15 protein-coding genes are annotated in these 16,981 nt (G+C 51.4%); 6 read left to right on the top strand and 9 right to left on the bottom strand.

The annotated features are described in order from the left end of the window. Positions 1 to 123: 123 nt before the first annotated feature. Both E1162_RS00535 and E1162_RS00530 read right to left on the bottom strand, forming a co-directional pair. The gene (locus E1162_RS00535) at positions 124 to 594 is read right to left on the bottom strand and encodes a MarR family winged helix-turn-helix transcriptional regulator (RefSeq protein ID WP_155125535.1); all 471 of its coding nucleotides are present in this window, start codon (positions 592 to 594) and stop codon (positions 124 to 126) included. A 116-nt stretch (positions 595 to 710) separates the two neighbouring features. After that, positions 711 to 2,027 (bottom strand): aspartate aminotransferase family protein, encoded by a 1,317-nt coding sequence (locus tag E1162_RS00530; RefSeq protein WP_155125533.1) that lies wholly within the window; start codon positions 2,025 to 2,027, stop codon positions 711 to 713. A 119-nt stretch (positions 2,028 to 2,146) separates the two neighbouring features. Here E1162_RS00530 and E1162_RS00525 point away from each other — a divergent pair, with 119 nt between their 5' ends. Then, positions 2,147 to 3,028, top strand: coding sequence for a MurR/RpiR family transcriptional regulator (locus E1162_RS00525; RefSeq protein WP_155125531.1), 882 nt, complete (start codon positions 2,147 to 2,149; stop codon positions 3,026 to 3,028). 11 nt (positions 3,029 to 3,039) lie between these two features. Here the strand turns inward: E1162_RS00525 and E1162_RS00520 are convergent, their stop codons facing one another. Then, positions 3,040 to 3,588: a MarR family winged helix-turn-helix transcriptional regulator gene (locus E1162_RS00520; RefSeq protein WP_306455005.1), complete on the bottom strand. Its 549-nt coding sequence runs from the start codon at positions 3,586 to 3,588 to the stop codon at positions 3,040 to 3,042. Between E1162_RS00520 and hmgA the strand changes: the two genes are divergently transcribed. Then, positions 3,573 to 4,904, top strand: coding sequence for a homogentisate 1,2-dioxygenase (gene hmgA / locus E1162_RS00515; protein WP_155125529.1), 1,332 nt, complete (start codon positions 3,573 to 3,575; stop codon positions 4,902 to 4,904). The two genes, E1162_RS00520 and hmgA, sit on opposite strands and share 16 nt — an antisense overlap. Before the next feature lie 71 nt (positions 4,905 to 4,975). On the opposite strand, the gene E1162_RS00510 is transcribed toward hmgA, so the two are convergent. Next, positions 4,976 to 6,136, bottom strand: coding sequence for a porin (locus E1162_RS00510; RefSeq protein ID WP_155125527.1), 1,161 nt, complete (start codon positions 6,134 to 6,136; stop codon positions 4,976 to 4,978). Positions 6,137 to 6,805: 669 nt separating this feature from the next. Beyond that, positions 6,806 to 7,582, bottom strand: a complete 777-nt coding sequence (locus tag E1162_RS00505; RefSeq protein WP_155125525.1) for a DeoR/GlpR family DNA-binding transcription regulator — start codon at positions 7,580 to 7,582, stop codon at positions 6,806 to 6,808. A 614-nt stretch (positions 7,583 to 8,196) separates the two neighbouring features. Here E1162_RS00505 and tpiA point away from each other — a divergent pair. Beyond that, the gene (gene tpiA, locus E1162_RS00500; protein ID WP_257098538.1) at positions 8,197 to 8,979 is read left to right on the top strand and encodes a triose-phosphate isomerase; all 783 of its coding nucleotides are present in this window, start codon (positions 8,197 to 8,199) and stop codon (positions 8,977 to 8,979) included. A 58-nt stretch (positions 8,980 to 9,037) separates the two neighbouring features. Here the strand turns inward: tpiA and E1162_RS00495 are convergent, their stop codons facing one another. Both E1162_RS00495 and E1162_RS00490 read right to left on the bottom strand, forming a co-directional pair. Next, positions 9,038 to 10,243: an MFS transporter gene (locus E1162_RS00495; RefSeq protein ID WP_155125523.1), complete on the bottom strand. Its 1,206-nt coding sequence runs from the start codon at positions 10,241 to 10,243 to the stop codon at positions 9,038 to 9,040. A 165-nt stretch (positions 10,244 to 10,408) separates the two neighbouring features. Next, complete coding sequence (locus E1162_RS00490) at positions 10,409 to 11,164, bottom strand: hydrolase (RefSeq protein WP_257098537.1); 756 nt, start codon at positions 11,162 to 11,164, stop codon at positions 10,409 to 10,411. Positions 11,165 to 12,184: 1,020 nt separating this feature from the next. Here E1162_RS00490 and E1162_RS00485 point away from each other — a divergent pair. After that, on the top strand, positions 12,185 to 13,273 hold the full coding sequence (locus E1162_RS00485; RefSeq protein WP_155125519.1) for a glycerol dehydrogenase: 1,089 nt from the start codon (positions 12,185 to 12,187) through the stop codon (positions 13,271 to 13,273). 56 nt (positions 13,274 to 13,329) lie between these two features. Here the strand turns inward: E1162_RS00485 and E1162_RS00480 are convergent, their stop codons facing one another. Then, complete coding sequence (locus tag E1162_RS00480) at positions 13,330 to 14,247, bottom strand: LysR family transcriptional regulator (RefSeq protein ID WP_257098536.1); 918 nt, start codon at positions 14,245 to 14,247, stop codon at positions 13,330 to 13,332. A 137-nt stretch (positions 14,248 to 14,384) separates the two neighbouring features. On the opposite strand from E1162_RS00480, the gene E1162_RS00475 reads away from it, so the two are divergent. Both E1162_RS00475 and E1162_RS00470 read left to right on the top strand, forming a co-directional pair. Further along, positions 14,385 to 15,299 carry a DMT family transporter gene (locus tag E1162_RS00475; protein WP_155125515.1) on the top strand — a complete coding sequence of 305 codons (915 nt, stop codon included), beginning with the start codon at positions 14,385 to 14,387 and terminating at the stop codon, positions 15,297 to 15,299. A 123-nt stretch (positions 15,300 to 15,422) separates the two neighbouring features. Then, positions 15,423 to 15,806: a carboxymuconolactone decarboxylase family protein gene (locus tag E1162_RS00470; RefSeq protein WP_155125513.1), complete on the top strand. Its 384-nt coding sequence runs from the start codon at positions 15,423 to 15,425 to the stop codon at positions 15,804 to 15,806. A gap of 80 nt (positions 15,807 to 15,886) precedes the next feature. Here E1162_RS00470 and E1162_RS00465 read toward each other — a convergent pair whose 3' ends face one another. Continuing rightward, positions 15,887 to 16,864 carry a TDT family transporter gene (locus tag E1162_RS00465; protein WP_155125511.1) on the bottom strand — a complete coding sequence of 326 codons (978 nt, stop codon included), beginning with the start codon at positions 16,862 to 16,864 and terminating at the stop codon, positions 15,887 to 15,889. Positions 16,865 to 16,981 lie beyond the last annotated feature (117 nt).

The following is a 16,981-nucleotide window of genomic DNA, read 5'->3' as shown; positions in this document are numbered from 1 at the left end:
CTATTAACAAATCAAGAATTTCAACAGGGGGGGGCGGGGAAAAGCTAGCACCAGCTCAAAATAAACACCCGATTCCAGATTTCTTTTCCCAACATCTGCCTGGAGAGGCGCATTCCTCGGAAATCACGTAGAGCCAGAGCCGAGTTTCGCCAATAAACTTCTGAATTCTACCCGCTCCGGCTCTGATAAAGGGGCTAAAAACGCCTCCTCTACTTTCCGCGCAAGTGGCAAAAGGCGAACAGCAAGGGCCAAACCTTTGCCCGTAAGGGACACAACACGGTTCCGACGGTCTAAGGGATCGATCTCCTCTCGAACCAGTTCTCGTTCGGCCAACCGTTTAACGAGGCCATTTACATTCCCCAGTTCCATATCAATACCCAAGCCCAGAACCTGCTTGGTACAAGGCCCCTGCTCTTCCAGTACTGAAAGAGCCGCCAATTGCACAGGCGTAATATCTTCTGACTTGAAAATCTCACCATGGATCTTGTTGGAAAGGATAAGGGCACGGCGAATTAAGCGGGAGGGATTATCCGCTGTTACGAGCACCTGTTCTGGATTATGCACTGCGCCCTTGATGGACGTTCGCCGGTTCACCACACCTACCTCGCTCTAATATAGAGAGGTAACCATAGCCAAGATGGGTAAAGGCGCATGAAAGAAGCGCGGTAAAGAGAACCTCACCGAGCTTTCAGAAAATTGAGCGGTTTATCTCAGAAAACCTGAGAGAACGTTTTTTGAAGCTTATCGATCACTTCATCTAGATGGCGCTCTTCCATAATGAAGGGAGGGGCCAGCAAAACGTGATCTCCATGAACACCATCTATTGTGCCGCCCATCGGGTAACACATAAGGCCATTTTCCATCGCCAGCCGCTTAACAGCTTTGTTTATGCCACGGGCAGGATCGAACGGGGCTTTGGTTGAACGATCCTCGACGATTTCCAATGCGCGGAAGAGACCGCGTCCACGAATATCGCCTATATGCGGATGTTGACCGAAGGCTGCCGTCAGCTTGTCCTGCAACATCTGCCCTGTTGGCTCGACTTGCGCCAGCACTCCGCTTAGCAGCCTATTCAATACAGCAAGAGATGCGGCGCATGCCATAGGGTGCCCCACATAGGTGTGACCATGCTGGAAGAAGCCGGACCCATTCTCGATTGCTTCATATATGTCTTTGCTGCACAGCATGGCACCGATTGGCTGGTATCCGGCACCCAAACCCTTTGCTGTACATACTATATCGGGGCGAACGTCATCCTGCTCGCAGGCAAACAAGGTACCTGTTCGGCCCATGCCGCACATAACCTCATCCAAGATCAGCAGAACGCCAAACTTATCGCAGATCTCGCGAATTCGCTTGAAGTAACCTTCGACAGCCGGGACTGCGCCGGCTGTTGCGCCAACAACCGGTTCAGCTACGAACGCCATAACGGTTTCCGGCCCAAGACGCTCGATCTCGGCTTCCAACTCATTAGCAACCCGCTGACCATATTCGAAAGAAGTCTCGTCGTCGCGGCGATCTCTATATTCATAGCAAGGGGAGATGTGAGATGTCTCAATCATAAGCGGCGCGAATGGCTCGCGGCGCCAAGCGTTGCCACCTGTAGCCAGCGCGCCTAACGTGTTGCCATGGTAACTTTGACGCCTTGCGATGAGACGATGCCTTTTCGGCTGACCAATCTCTAGAAAGTACTGGCGTGCGAGCTTGATCGCGGCTTCGACAGCTTCCGATCCGCCAGAAACGAAATACACACGATCTATTCCCTCGGGAGCGTGTTCGATCAAACGTGCTGCCAAGTCTTCCGCTGGTCTGGAAGTGAAAAAGGAAGTGTGTGCAAACGGAATCGCATCCATTTGCTCACGAATAGCCTTTAAGACCTCTGGATCACTGTGGCCAAGACATGAAACGGCTGCGCCGCCGCATGCATCGAGATAGGCTTTGCCTGTCTCGTCATAGAGATAGCAACCTTCTCCGGATTTGATGGTTGGGAGCTTCGCCTTTGTATGACGGGGGAAAACCTTCGACATATGCTTCTCTTAGTTCTCGCTTTGCCTGTTGCTAACAGAATTTGGACAGACGCTATTACATATGTTACAAGCTATCAATATCAATTTTACAACTGTTACAATTTTAAAAGGGCTGCGTTTTGACCGCACAAGATACCATTGAGCATCGCATTATAAGCCACTATGGCGAGCTGAGCACTCAACTGAAAATCGCAGCCGACTTTGTACTGGACCATCCCGTTGAAATCGCAACCAAAAGCCTTCGTGCCGTCGCAAAAGATGCGGGGCTGACCGCACCAACGTTCTCCCGTCTGGCCCGTGCCTTGGAGTTTAAAGACTATGAAGGGTTGAAGGCCCTTTGCCGAAACGCACTGCCGAACAAATCTCTGTCTTTGTCAAAACGAACCGGACTTTTACAGGCAGAAGCCGCTAGCGAGAAGAATCTTGGGATCGATAGCTTCCTGTTTCGGCACACCACAGCCTGCCTGCGAAACCTCGACAAGCTGGTAACTTCGACAGACCAGAACCAACTAAGGGAAGCAGCACTAGCACTTGCAAACGCACGCAACGTTCTGGTTATCGGGTTTTTGAGCTCATCCGGCCTTGCCGAATATCTGGGCTACATTGGCAACTTGATATTTGCAGGCTGGAAGACGGCGGGGCGCAGTTCTGTTTCTATTGCCTCAGAAATAGCTGAACTTGGCGAAGGCGATATGGTTGTGCTGATTACGAGCGCTCCGTTTTCACAACAATCAATCGATTCAGCCCTTCGAGCCGCAGAAAACGGTGCGCGGTTGGTTGTAATAACCGACAGTCCGGCTTGCCCTGCTTTATCGGCTGCACAATTCCCGTTCCTGATCGGAGCGGATAGTCCGCAATTCTTCACCAGCCACGTTGCGTTTCTTGCTTTCATTGAAACTCTGGCGGGCATGGTCGCCTCTCATTCTGGCAATAAGGCCAGTGAACGGATGGACCGCTTTGAAGAAGCCGCTAAAGCCTGCGGCGTCTACTGGAAAGGATAAGCCGTTCGCCGCTACTCGGCGGCCTCTAAAGAAGCGAGCAAGCGCAAAAGCTCTTGCCGTTCCTCTTTTGAAATCAGGGTCTTTAGTGTGGCTTCCAGCTTCACCGCCTCCCCTCCAAGGTCTTCAAAAACCTGAAGGCCCGCGGGCGTCAGTTCTAGGTGTTCCCATCGCCGATCAGTTTCATCCTGAAACCGTCTTAACCAACGGCGCTTTTCTAGGCTAGCGACAGCTCTCGATATTTTGGTTTTATGAATAGAGGCGCGAGAGCCGATCTCTGTGGCAGTCATGGTGCCAAAATGCCCGAGGTGCGCAAGAACCCGCCACTCAGGGCGTGTCATACCATAGCGCGCCTTATAAACCTGCTGAAATTCAGAACTCAGGCGTTCCGCCGCTTGATTAAGTCTGAACGGCAGAAAGGCTTCTAGATCGAACTTTTCCGGTGACTGCATAAAAATACTGCCTTCCAGCTTGATAGTTACAAAAGCAACTAACAAACTTACATCAAACCGTAAATGAGTCCTAAGTTTTGGCTCGGGAGGAATTGATGTCTGAAAAACCAATGGACACCCTTAGCTACATGCCCGGTTTCGGGAACGATTTTGAAACCGAGACACTTGAGGGCGCGTTGCCTCAAGGCATGAACAGCCCGCAAAAGTGCAACTATGGCCTTTATGCCGAGCAGCTCTCCGGCTCTCCTTTTACTGCGCCTCGCGGGACGAACGAGCGCTCTTGGCTTTATCGTATTCGCCCAAGTGTGCGCCATACAAAGCGCTTTGCTCCAAAAAGCTGCGATCTATGGAAAACCGCTCCACTGCCTAACCCTGAAGCGGGCCTAGAGCAGCGCCGCTGGGGACCTACTCCCCTCCCAACTAAGCCAACACAGTTTATTGACGGCGTAGCCACCGTAACAACGGCGGGCGATGTCTTTACTCAGGTTGGTATGGCGTCACATGTCTATACATTTAACCAAGACATGGTGGATGACTATTTCTTCAACGCTGATGGTGAACTGCTGATTGTACCGCAACTGGGCACCCTGCTCGTTTTCACCGAGCTTGGAAAAATGCAGGTTAGTCCGGGTGAGATTTGTCTCGTACCGCGTGGCATGGTCTTCAAGGTAACCAAGGCCAACCCTGAAGATGAAGCCTGCCGCGGTTACATCTGCGAGAACTACGGCGCTAAGTTCACGTTGCCGGATCGCGGTCCAATCGGTGCAAACTGCTTGGCAAACCCGCGCGACTTCAAAACACCGGTTGCTGCCTATGAAGACAAAGACACGCCTTGTCGATTGCACGTAAAATGGTGCGGTAAATTCTTCACAACCGAGATTGGCCATTCGCCACTGGACGTGGTCGCTTGGCACGGCAATTACACGCCATTCAAATATGACTTATCAACCTTCTCTCCGGTGGGCGCGATCCTTTTCGATCATCCAGATCCATCCATCTTCACGGTTCTGACTGCACCGACCGAGGAAGCTGGAACCGCGAACGTAGACTTCGTTATCTTCCCGCCGCGCTGGATGGTGGCAGAGAACACCTTCCGCCCTCCTTGGTACCACCGCAACATCATGAGCGAATTCATGGGCCTGATTGAAGGCCAATATGATGCCAAGGAAGAAGGCTTCCTGCCGGGCGGTATGAGCCTACACAATATGATGATGCCGCACGGGCCAGACTTTATGGGCTTTGAGAAAGCGTCCAATGCTGACCTTCAGCCAGTGAAGCTAGACAACACCATGGCATTCATGTTCGAGACACGTTACCCGCAACAGGTCACGCCGTATGCGGAAAACCTCGAGACCCTGCAGGATAACTACATCGACTGCTGGGATGGGTTGGAGCGCAAGTTCGACGGCACTCCGGGCGTTAAGTAGCCCTTATTAACAAATAAAAAAGCGGGGCCGGAAAACCGACCCCGCCGATAAATCCTAGATGCTAGGATTTATTAGAAAGTGCGTTCTACGCGGAAGTTTACAGCAAGTTCGTCTTCGCTGTCTTTGCCGTTTGCCAGAACTTTGTTGTCGTAGCGGGTGTCAGCATAGCCAACGCCTACGGAGAACAGCAGGTCCTGAACTGGACGGTACTCAAGGGTCGCACCCATTGCGTAGCGGCTGTAGTCTTCACCGTCCACTGCATGATCAACGTTGAAGTAGGTGCCGTCGAAGCCGGAGGACAGAGTTTCAGTCCAGTGGTGCTTCAGACCACCACCGACCATCCAACCTTTGTTGGTGCCGATTTTGCCAGCTGCGTCTACTGCTGCGTCTGCTTCGTTGGAGTTAACGTAGCCCATTGCGCCGTCTACGTAAGCTGCCTGGAAGGATACGCGGTCACCAGGAGCGATCATGCCCATGTTGAAGGTAACTGCACCGAGGACTGCAAAGCCCATCTGGGAGTCGTATTCACCGTAGAGGGAGCGGATGGTGTTGGAAGCAGCACCGATACCGAACTGACCCCAACCGTACTTACCGCGGAGAGCTGCGGTGAAGTTAGGAATACCGTTACCAGCAAATTCTGGATCGCCACCCGCAGTGTAGTCTACGCCGCGAGCACGTGCTGCGTTGTCTTCGATACCAGCGGTGATGGACAGGCCGTTACCCAGTGCGTAGGTGTAGTTTGCCTGCCAAACTTCGGTATCAGAGCGGTTGCGGTCTACAGTGTTAGAAGACAGATCACCGGTGTAGAAGTCGAGGGAAGTGGTGGTTTTACCAACGAGGAGGCCACCGATCTGGATGTAACCGTGTACGAGGTTGGTGGAAACAGCCTGCTGAGAGTTGGTCATCAGCTCGAAGTCACCGTAGGTACGGATCAGGCCGAGTTCGGACTGAGTACGAGCGTCAATGCGCAGGTTGAAACGAGCACGAGCGTTGAATTCTTTTTCATCGCGTTTGATGTCGGTTGCATCGTGGATGCGACCTTCGATACGTGCACGGCCACCGATTTTAAGAGCGGTTTCAGTACCAGGAATGATGAAGAAGCCTGCGCCGTATGCGTCTTCGATCTGAACGTATTCTACTGGTTCAAAAGCCGGCAGGTCAGCAGCCATTGCGCCTACGGTGCCTGCAGCCAGAGCGGTAGCGGATGCTACTACAAACTTAGTGATCTTCATTGTATCGCCTTTAATTGAGAGAAACTCTTCTTTTGCGAGAGTTTTCTGTTCAACCTGCGAGACCGTGAACGCCCCTGAGTGATGTGTTTTTGATGTTCATCACTCTGTCCAAAGCCTCGAGTTCAAATTGCTCACGGCCAAAACATGCATGCAGATCACATTTTTTAGTAGTCGATTTCGTGCTTCACTTCTGGGCACAAAACGGGAAGTTGCGCTTTTATTACAGCTATTTTTACTTATAAATTCATTGTTTTCAGAGAGTTCGAGGTGTTGAAAACATCCCACCACTCCAATCGGCGCATTAGGTTTTGCAACTTTTCTCATTCACGCCGAGGTAGAAGGTGGTTAGAAAGTGGCGGAAATCCGAACAAGCGAATTTCGCCGCACACCCTCGTCTGTGACAGCTATCACAGAATGCGTCTTTTCAAATAACCTCAATAAAGATGACACACTTTTTGGAGGCACCAATCGGCGTTTATTCTCGTCGGGAACAGACGGACCAGTGTTGTTAAAACGCCGTTTTGTGGAAAAGTCACCACCACTTCTCTGGATAGCAGTATTTTTGAAGCGCAAATCACAGCGAGCACGATTGTGACACGTGCGAAAATAAAAAAGGGCGCCGAATCCTGCATGGATTCAACACCCCTCAATACGGTCCAGATGATACTTTTAGGAGACCAGTTTCAGCTTCACGTCATGCTGATGCAGGTGCGCGGCAATATCAGGCGGCGGTGCTTGGTCCGTGAAAAGCGCCGTCACATCCTTTAGATGCCCCACTTCGACAGCGGCACGGGTTTGGTATTTGCTTGAATCGACGGCGAGTAGGATGTTGCGGGCTGTTTTCATCATGCTTTGAACGACAACCACCTCGTTGAAGTCATAGTCCAGCATTGTTCCATCGGCTTCGATGGAACCGCAACTCGTAATAAGGTAATCAACGCGAAAGCGGCTTACAAAGTCCAGCGCGGTAGTGCCGACGATGCCGCTATTTGTGCTTCGCAGCTTTCCACCCGGCACCATGACGTTGAAGTCCGCCTTTTGGTAGAGAACATTAGCAACGCGCAGACTGTTTGTAATGACGCGCAGCCCTTCCCGCTTAAGCAAGTGCTTTGCAATAACCTCTGTAGTGCTGCCAATGGTAAGAAAGACAGAGCAGTTATTGGGAATGTAGTCGGCAATCGCGGCACCGATAGCTTCTTTTTCATCAGTGTCAGACGCCCCTTGAGGCATGTAGCTGGATGAAACAACGCTTGCGTTGCGCCCTGCCCCCCCATGATGACGAACAAGAAGCTTTAGCTCGCTCAGTTTCTTTATGTCACGGCGAATTGTTTGCGCCGACACGTCCAGCAGTTCTGCCAGATCTTCCACGCTTACATAGCCGCTCTCATTTACTGCCTTCAGCAACTTCTCATGTCTGAGGTTGCCAATGATTACCGAGTCCGCCATCTGGAACTACCCATTCGCATCTTTGGATTTTTCTCAGCCGCACGAATTGGAGAGACTTCTTGGCAACGCGTAACCCAGCCGTAATTGAACAACGACAAAACGGAAGCGAGAACCGCCCTCGCCTCTGCTGTTCTGATCGTATTCTTTGACCTTGAGTTCCGGTTGGCAACGAGTATCGCCAATCTCCGGCTATTAATTACCACTTTGGTGGTAATCGCCGACACCTTAGCAGTTGTTTTCATTTGAGCAACGGCCAAGCAGGCGAGAAAGCGAACCAGCTGTGCGAACATGACAAGGTAATCAGGAAATGCCGAGTAGCCCCGCTATACTCTCGTAGCGACACTTAGATACTAACGCTAGGGCCAGCTGCCCCTTACCTGAGATCGCTAGACTGACTGTAGATAAACAGCTGATCCAACATAAGTATTTATAATTTCAGGGTTCATGCGACCAAAAGCCATAAGTTACTTAGGCTGTTTCATTTTATGACTTGGATGCATGATTTATTTCAACACAGATGTCCTAAAAATAGCGGTCAGCTGGCATTCCAAACTTGAAATTTCAGCAAAAAAGGCGCAACAACCCTAGCAACATCCTTGTCCAAGGGGATGTAGATGCAAAAGACCCACCACTGGAGTTTGAACACCATGTCCGCACGTCCGCTTGTTGCCGGTAACTGGAAAATGAACGGAAACCCACAGTCCGTTGAAGAATTCAGAAAGATGGCTGAAGGCTACACTCCAGAGCTCGCCGCTAAGGTTGAATTGCTCATTTGCCCTCCTGCTGTTTTCCTTGCACAGCTTGCTAACGAGAACTCCATCTCTGTTGGCGCACAGAACTGCCACAGCGCTGTTTCCGGCGCGCACACTGGCGACATTTCCGCTGAAATGATCAAAAGCGTTGGCGGCACCGCTGTTATTGTCGGTCACTCCGAACGCCGTGAAGGATACGGCGAAACCGACGCAGACGTTGCAGCAAAAGCTGAAGCGGCATGGCGCGCAGGTATTACCGCTGTTGTTTGCATTGGCGAAAGCCTTGAGCAGCGCGAAGCTGGTGAAACCATTGCTGTTGTAACCGAGCAGATCACCAAGAGCCTGCCAGATGCTACAACCAGCGAAAACACTGTTGTTGCTTACGAGCCTATCTGGGCAATCGGCACCGGCAAAACCCCAACCGCTCAGGATGTTGCAGACGTTCACAAAGCGCTGCGCGACAGCCTTGTTGAACGCTTTGGTGAAGACGGTTCCAAGATCCGCCTGCTGTACGGCGGTTCCGTAAAGCCTTCCAACGCTGACGAACTGCTGAACCTTGCAAACGTCAACGGCGCGCTGGTTGGTGGTGCAAGCCTTAAAGCTGATGACTTCCTTGGCATTGCAGGCGCATACCTGAACTTCTAAGCGCACTGCTTTATTCAAGTTTCCAAGCCCTCGCGACTTCAACGTTGCGAGGGCTTTTTTATTGCCGTGCCTGCAATCTGTTGCGTTCGGTTCTATTAGCGAGGTGACCAGCAGCTGCAAACGCCGCTATCCCGATAATGGCAACTGCGACCAGAACCATCAACACCAACCCGTAACCACCAAAGCTCCAAATTTGCGCCCCAAAATACGGGGCTATTGCACCGCCAGCCAGAAATGGCAGCGCCAATGCTCCCATCTTGGCTCCGAAGTTTCTCTCGCCGAGTATTTCTCTGGTCACGATCGGGCGCACAATGCTGATGGTTCCATAGAACCCGCAGAACACAATAAAGAACAGGCCAATCAGTATGAGGCTGCCCTTTGAATAAAGGAGCAGCATGAACGAAGCTGCTATTGCGCAATAAGCAAGAAGCGCGACGGCCTTCATAGAGAGACGCCGTTCGAAACTCATCACAACAATGCGGCCCGACACCTGCAATGGTCCCATCAACGAGACCAGTATAACCGCAAGATCCAGATCAACCTTGAAGCTATCGAGCATTGGCAAAATGTGATTGATCGCGGTTGCATGGGCCAATGCCCCGAATGAGAAGCAGAGGGCGAGCAGCCAAAAGACTGGCGCACGCAAAAAGGCCCTGTCTTCATTTTGAGTGCCTGCTGTTTGGATGCTCCGCTGTTGGGCCCCTTGCTCCAATAGGCTGGCACCTAACCAAAGCGCAGGCGCGGCTATGAAGGCGACAGTAAAGCCCGCAACAATCATGGCATGGCGCCAACTCATCGCTTCTGAGAGCAAGTGGGTTGCAGGGTAGCTGATGGTGCTTGCAAACCCTGAGATCAACGTAAGAACGATAATGCCCTTCTTTGCGTCAATCCCTCTGGCTCGTGTCAGCAAGGCAAAGCATGGTTCATACAGGCAACCGGCCTGAGCCAGACCAATAACTGCCCAAGCGATATAAAACTGCCAGAGAGTTTCTGCGCTCGCCAAATAAAACAGTCCGCCAGCACCAAGCAGAGCGGAAAAAGCAATAAGTTGCGGGCCCTTCCCCTTATCAATCAGGCGCCCCGCCAGAGGTGAAGCGGCGGCGGCAATGAAAATCGCAGAGGTGAAGGCCAGAGTTATATCAACCTTGGACCAGCCTAGCTCCCGCTCCCAGCGCAATACCAATGCAGGGAACGCATAGTAAAAGCTCGCCCAAACGAGCGTTTCGCCTATGGCGAGGATAAGAACTGCGCGATCCTTGAGCATGGGGTGGTTGGTCTTTTTGGTCGGAGAGAAATTATTGCAACATCGAAAGAGTTTTCACCTAGACCAACCGACAAAAAAAGCAAGCTACCTAATAGCCCAAAAACAAAACCATGCTGATAGAAAGGGGTGCCCTCTCTTAAGAAAGCACCCCTTTCATTCAATTTCTTACCAAGAGCTATCTGGATCTACCTTAAAGAGGTGCTCCATGAACACGCGAGTGACTTCTTTAAGATTGTCAGTGCGGGCGTGATCACGCTGAAGCTCTGCGGGAACAACATTCCATGTAATCGGCTCAACGCCTGCGGCAATCATTCTACGCATACCGTTTTCGTGGGAGGCTTGGGTAAAGCTGCCAACGGTATCTTCCGGCACATATACATCATAGCCTGCCTTTTCTGCCTCAATAGCCGGGTAGGCGAGACAGACGTCTGTCCAGAGACCGCCCATAATGAGCTTCTTGCGGCCGGTCGCTTCGACGGCTTTCACGAACTCAGGCTCTTCCCATGCGTTCACGTTGGTGCGGTCGATGAAAACAGCGTTGGGTGCCAGTTTACTCAGCTCTTCGATCATCGGAGCATATCCATTCAAACCAACAGCCACATGGGAGAAGATGATCGGAATATCGTAGATTACCGCGGTCTTGATCAAACCGGTCGTGTTGTTGATGAGTTCGTCATGATCGATGTTGCGAACACCTGCCAAAATTGGTGGCTGATAATCGATCAGGATAAGCGCCGAGTTGGTAGGCGAAAGAAAAGGGTCTTCGTCAGCGGCTCGCACCGGCGTTCCCTGATACCCCTCTGGGTAGCTCGCGACACCGTTTACGGTAACGATCTCGGTTACATCGCTTGCAATGGAAGGAGAAGCAATGGTGGCTGCGGTAAGAAAGGCAGCGCCCATGAGTGTTTTCAATAGTGACATAATAACAAACTCCATTTTCAAAAAGTGACGTTTCTTGAACTCGTCTCGACGACTTGAAAACGAAGCTAGCCGGAAGCCATTTGGAAATTAATCACTCATATCAAACTTCATTTTTTCCATTTGAAGCCCAATCGAGAGCGTAGAAGCGATATTGCAACGGTCGCGACCTGCTTCAGATGGGACTGCTAAACACCGTATTCATTGCTCCTAACTACGCAATCTGGCCAACCAATTTAACAAGGCCAGAGATTGGCGCGCAGAAAACCGGCTCACAGACGGCTCACCTCTCTGAAACCACTCAAGAAACTGACAGACTTCCAACACTTTACGCGCACATACGAAAGGAAACTGATACACATATAGCCATCGCTTGATTCTTTTCGCGCATAAGGCACACGATATGTTTCTTTTCATCCACTTTCGAAAATAACTACGCTTTAGAAGGGCTGATTCTGATTGAAATCGCGAAGGCTGGCTGCAAATAAGGCACGCCTTTCGTAAGGCGTTTCGTTTGCACTAATGGCTCAAAACTGAGCGAATGCCTTGATGTTTAGGGATTGGAGCCCAGCTTTGCGGCGAAAACTACCAATTGGCCAGAAAAACAGGCCCTGCGATTTGCCAAATCTGCCCCGCAAGAGGTTGTCCACTTCTTTCTAAGTCCTGTTGTTTTATGAAAATTTTTTTCAGTCGCGACATACTTGCACATCAAGCAGCGGAAAATTGGCCGACCAATCTCAACTCTGATATCTCAATAAACGGCGGAATTTGGCTAATTGTCGCCAATGTTGTCATTCACCTTCTCAAACGAAGCCATCCGCCTTGATTAACCGTCACAACGCCAAATGAGAGAATGCGCCACTTACAGAGCCCCCCAATAATCGCTTTTGCGTATTTTATGGGCCATTGGGCGGCCCCATACTCTCCTAAAGGCGGTCCAGCTTGAACTGGGTTCAGATCACTTCCCAGAGGCCGCGATAAGAAAATCAACCGGTGAAGCCGGCAAGCAAAGAGAACAAAAAAATGGATAAAATCCTCATCTCTCCAAGTAAATATGTGCAAGGCGCGAACACGATCACCAAGATCGGCGAATACGTAAAGCCGCTTGGTATCAAGCCACTTGCGATCGCAGATGATTTTGTTACCTCTCTTGTCGGCGAGGCTGTAACAGAGAGCTTTGCAGCAGTTGATGCACCAGTTAAGCTGGAAAAGTTCAACGGCGAATGCTCCCGCGTAGAAATCGACCGCATGATCGAAATCGCCAAGGCAAACGGCCATGACGTGATCATCGGTATCGGCGGCGGTAAAACCCTCGACACTGCAAAAGCAACTGCATTCTACTGCAAAGTGCCTGTTGTTGTTGTGCCAACCATCGCTTCTACCGATGCGCCGACCTCTGCTCTTGCAGTAATCTACACCCCTGAAGGTGAGTTTGCTGAATACCTGATGATCCCGAATAACCCGAACATGGTTATCATGGACACCAAGATCATCGCTGGTGCGCCTACCCGTCTTCTGGTTGCTGGTATGGGTGATGCTCTGTCCACCTACTTCGAAGCACGCTCCAACGCAGCTTCCGGCAACAAGACCATGGCTGGCGGTTCTTCCACCAAAGCTGCTCTTGCTCTTGCAAAGCTTTGCTACGAAACCCTGCTGGCAGATGGCCTGAAGGCAAAGATCGCAGTAGACAACAACCTGACTGACAAGTCCGTTGAGAACATCATCGAAGCCAACACTCTGCTGTCTGGCCTCGGCTTTGAAAGCTCCGGTCTTGCGGCTGCGCACGCGATCCATAACGGCCTGACCAAGCTGGAAGAGTGTCACCACCTGTTCCACGGTGAGAAGGTCGCGTTCGGCACCATCACCCACCTGCTGCTTGAAAACGCGCCGATGGAAGAAATCGAAACCGTGATCAAGTTCTGTCGTTCTATCGGCCTTCCTACCAACCTGTTCGACATGGGCGTGAAGGAAATCGATCTCGACAAGCTGATGGAAGTTGCTGTGGCGTCCTGCGCAGAAGGTGAAACCATTCACAACATGCCATTCCCGGTCACCCCGGAAATGGTTCTGACTGCAATGCTCTCCGCTCACGAGCTGGGCCAGCGCTACTAAGTCAAATTATTTTCAGTAAAGAAGCCCGCTGTTTACCGCAGCGGGCTTTTTTGTATTCAAGGATCGGTGTCAAAGCCTAGCGTAGAGAGGCCATCCTCTGTCCGCGTGTTCCACCGTAGCAACGCCTGAGCAAGCCGCGAAGGAGCACTCTCTTCGGGCTCTCCAGCTCTCAAAACAGCCCACCAATCAAGGTCAACTCCGTCTGCTCCCAAGGGTCGAGAAACGAGGGTTCCATCAGCTAATTCCGGCTCAACCGCCCACTTGCTAAAAACGCCAACCCCAAATCCCATACGCAGAAGGTCAATCACGGCCTCTGGCGTCGGCATTGTTGTTACGCGCCGCAATGGCGTATCGGTAACGCCAACCACCGTTTCCCACTCAAATCCTCTTTCAGATGCAAAGGGATAGGCGTATACTCGTTCGTCAACCAGATGGTGTGGTTCGATATACTCTTCCTCGGCTAACCGGTGGTCTGGAGCCATTGCAACTACGAGCGGGTCAGGCCCCATCTTCATCCAAGTGAACTTCGACTGCTGAAACGGGCGTCCATAGACGGTCACAACGTCTACGACGCCTTGGGAGAGCGATGCCAGTGGCTGAAAGGTTGCCTTGCCTGCAAGGTCTACCGACAGGTTGGGCTCAAGCCCTTCTAACATTTTGAGAAACGCGGGTAGCCAGTGATAGCGGCTATAGGTGGCCTGCCCCATTCTGACGACTGTTTGCTTCTCGTTGTAGGCTGTTTCAAGATCCAATTCCAGCCTTGCAAGGTCATCCATAAAGCTCTCGGAAAACGCGCGAACGCGTTCGCCCTCATCGGTAAGCATGACAAGGTGGTTCACTTTGCGCATCAGGCGAAATCCGACCCTCCGCTCCGCTTCTTTCAAGCGGTGCGAAGCAGCCGACTGCGTAATGCCAAGACGCGCCGCTGCGGCTGTCAGGCTTTGTGTTTCTGCGATGGCCCTTAAGAGAGCCAAATGGCTAATCGTAAGACGCGGTATCATGGTGCCTATGAAAACATTTCATGGCGTATTTGAAAATTTCAAATTTCCTATTTGATCTAAAAAAAATTACCTAGGGAAACATAGATCGCCGCTTGAGATTGGTGACCGCAATGTTCCCAAAAATCAGAATTTACCTCGGGGCTATGAACCCCGTTGCCGCTACAACTGTGCTCGCTTTCACAGCGCTATGCTTTGGCCTTATCCCCCTGTTTGCAAAGGCTTTGCAGGGATACGGCGTAGATTCCGCTACGATTGCGCTCTACCGCTTTTTGTTTTCTGCGCTCATTTTGAGCCCGCTCTTTCCGCTGTCTAAAGGCAAGCGCAAGCAGGCCCTTTTGATGGTCCTAGGCGGCGCATCTATGGGCCTTGGCTGGCTTGCGTATATGCAGGCCGTTGAGCAGGCAGCAGTGGCTGTTGTTGGGGTGGTTTATATGACCTACCCACTCTTCACCATTGGCTTTGCATGGCTTCTTGCAGGCTCCAAGCCTTCTATCAAAAGCGTTATGTCTGGCTTGCTCATTCTGGCAGGTGCGATTGTCGTACTCAACGGTGCAACTCAGTCGTCGCTTGCGCTTTCGACTCTGTTGATCGCTCTTGCTTCGCCTGTTTGCATGGGCCTGTTCATTGTGGTTTTGACCACCAAAGGCAACGGCCTTTCTCCGCTGGAACGTATGTCCAGCACAATGACAGGTGCCGCATTGGTACTGGCTCCAATCGTGATCTACCGTGAAGGCGGCATCTTTGTTCCTGCAGACTGGAATGCGGCAGGTCTCATTGTTGGCCTTGCAGTGGTTACAGCGCTTGTTCCGCAGATCCTGTATTCCTTTGCTACAGCAAAGGTTGGCCCTTCCCAGACAGCTATCGCTGGCAGTCTGGAGCTACCAACGATGCTCATTGTTGGCTGGCTCGCTTTCGGTGAAGCCCTTGGCAGCAATGAGGCTATTGCAACAATGCTCGTCTTTGCAGCTGTTGTTTTGGTACCGCTTGTTAAGCCTTTGCGCCCACGCGTACCAACCGCCGCTTAAGCCTACATCCATTACGTCTCATAGAGGGCAGAGCAAGTCTCTGCCCTTTTTTGTGCGGTTGACCTTCTTTCGCAATCAGAACACCTTGCTCACCATTTCAAAGGATAGCGAACGGGAAATAACATGACCGAGGACGGCCGGTACAAGCGCGGAAAAGATTTGTTGGAGAGCATTCATGGAGAGGCTGGCGCTGCAGTAATGAGCGGGCTTGGAGATGTTGCTCCGGACATGCCCAAATATGTTTTCGAATTTGCTTTCGGCGACATCTATAGCCGTAAGGGTCTGGCACTTCGGGATAGACAAATTGCAACACTGGCGGCGCTCGCCACCTTGGGCAATGCTCAGCCTCAGTTAAAGGTGCACATACAGTCCGCGCTTAATCTTGGCATTTCAAAAGAGGAAGTTATCGAGATCTTGATGCAGATGTCTGTTTATGCGGGCTTTCCAGCAGCGCTTAATGCACTCGCCACGGCGAAAGAGGCTTTTGCAGAGCTGGATGAAGAATGAGAAAGGGCAGAGGGATGGAGCGCCCTCTGCCCTTTTTAATGTGAGTTCCTAAAAGTACCGCAACCTTTTGGGAACGCACCTCAAGCACTGTGCACAGTGGCGCGCGTAGTGGCCCACTTTGCGGCAAAAAACTGAGCGTAGCGAATGGCCACATAGGTCACGACTGCTGTTGCGATTGCCAGTTCAATATTGGCAAGCACTCGTAGCTGCGCGACGTAGTGCGCATCAAAGCCGAATTCCGACATCCAAGCACAAACCTTGAACAACGCGGTCGCGCTAATCACCAGAGGAAAGGTGAATGCCGCATAACCTGGAGAAAACGGCAGCTGCAACAAGCGGATCATCGAGAGGTAGATGAACACGGTCATCAACACTGCAATACCGCCGAGAAGCGCGATGATAAGCGGAGATGGCTCCTGCACCACTGTCAGATATCCGGCGAGGGAAAGACTGGCAGGTGCAGCAAAGATAGCCAGTGTCGGCTTGGAGGCATTTGGGATTTTAAGGTGGAATGTGACGCGGTAGAGCATCAGCGGCAGCATGATCGCATAGGCAGCCATACCGAAGTACAGAAGAACCAAAGCTAGAGGTTCAAGCGCGGCCCCGCCCGGAAACGATACATCTGCAACAATAATTCCGATTGGTGGCACGAACCAACTTGGAACCATATGGGTCCATGCAAACTTTTTGGCGCGGTGGAAGACGAACGCACCCAAAAACACCATGTGAACAGCAATAGCTGCCAACCAGAGCACCTGGCCTGTAACAGGCATGTAACGGGCGAGCGCAGCAGAAATAACCATGGTTGCCATTGCAAATGTCGGCGCAACACTGCCGACGACAGGATGCTGCAGATCATCCATAAGAAGTTTTGGGTGACTTACAAATTTAACAGCCAGAACCAGCAGCAGCACGCTGGCGATAAGCGCTCCAATTGTCTGACCCGCACCGTTGAGGGGGAGTGCGTTTTCCAGTGACCAACCGAGGCTCGCAATCCCGAGTGCGAGACCAGCCATAGGTGTTGGTACGCCAGCCAATTTTTGAATTGAACTATGCATTTTAATCTCTTTGAATTTCTTTCTTGGCCCCTCCAAAAGACTCCCTATAGGGTTGCAATCGTTTTGTAAAAATGAATAAATTTACATAAGTATTCAGTTTTCTTGAACATAAGTAAA

Source organism: Pseudovibrio flavus (genome assembly GCF_009711345.1).
Lineage (GTDB): Bacteria > Pseudomonadota > Alphaproteobacteria > Rhizobiales > Stappiaceae > Pseudovibrio > Pseudovibrio flavus.
The sequence above is the reverse complement of the archived record's forward strand: the minus strand, read 5'-3'. Positions and strand labels throughout refer to the sequence as shown.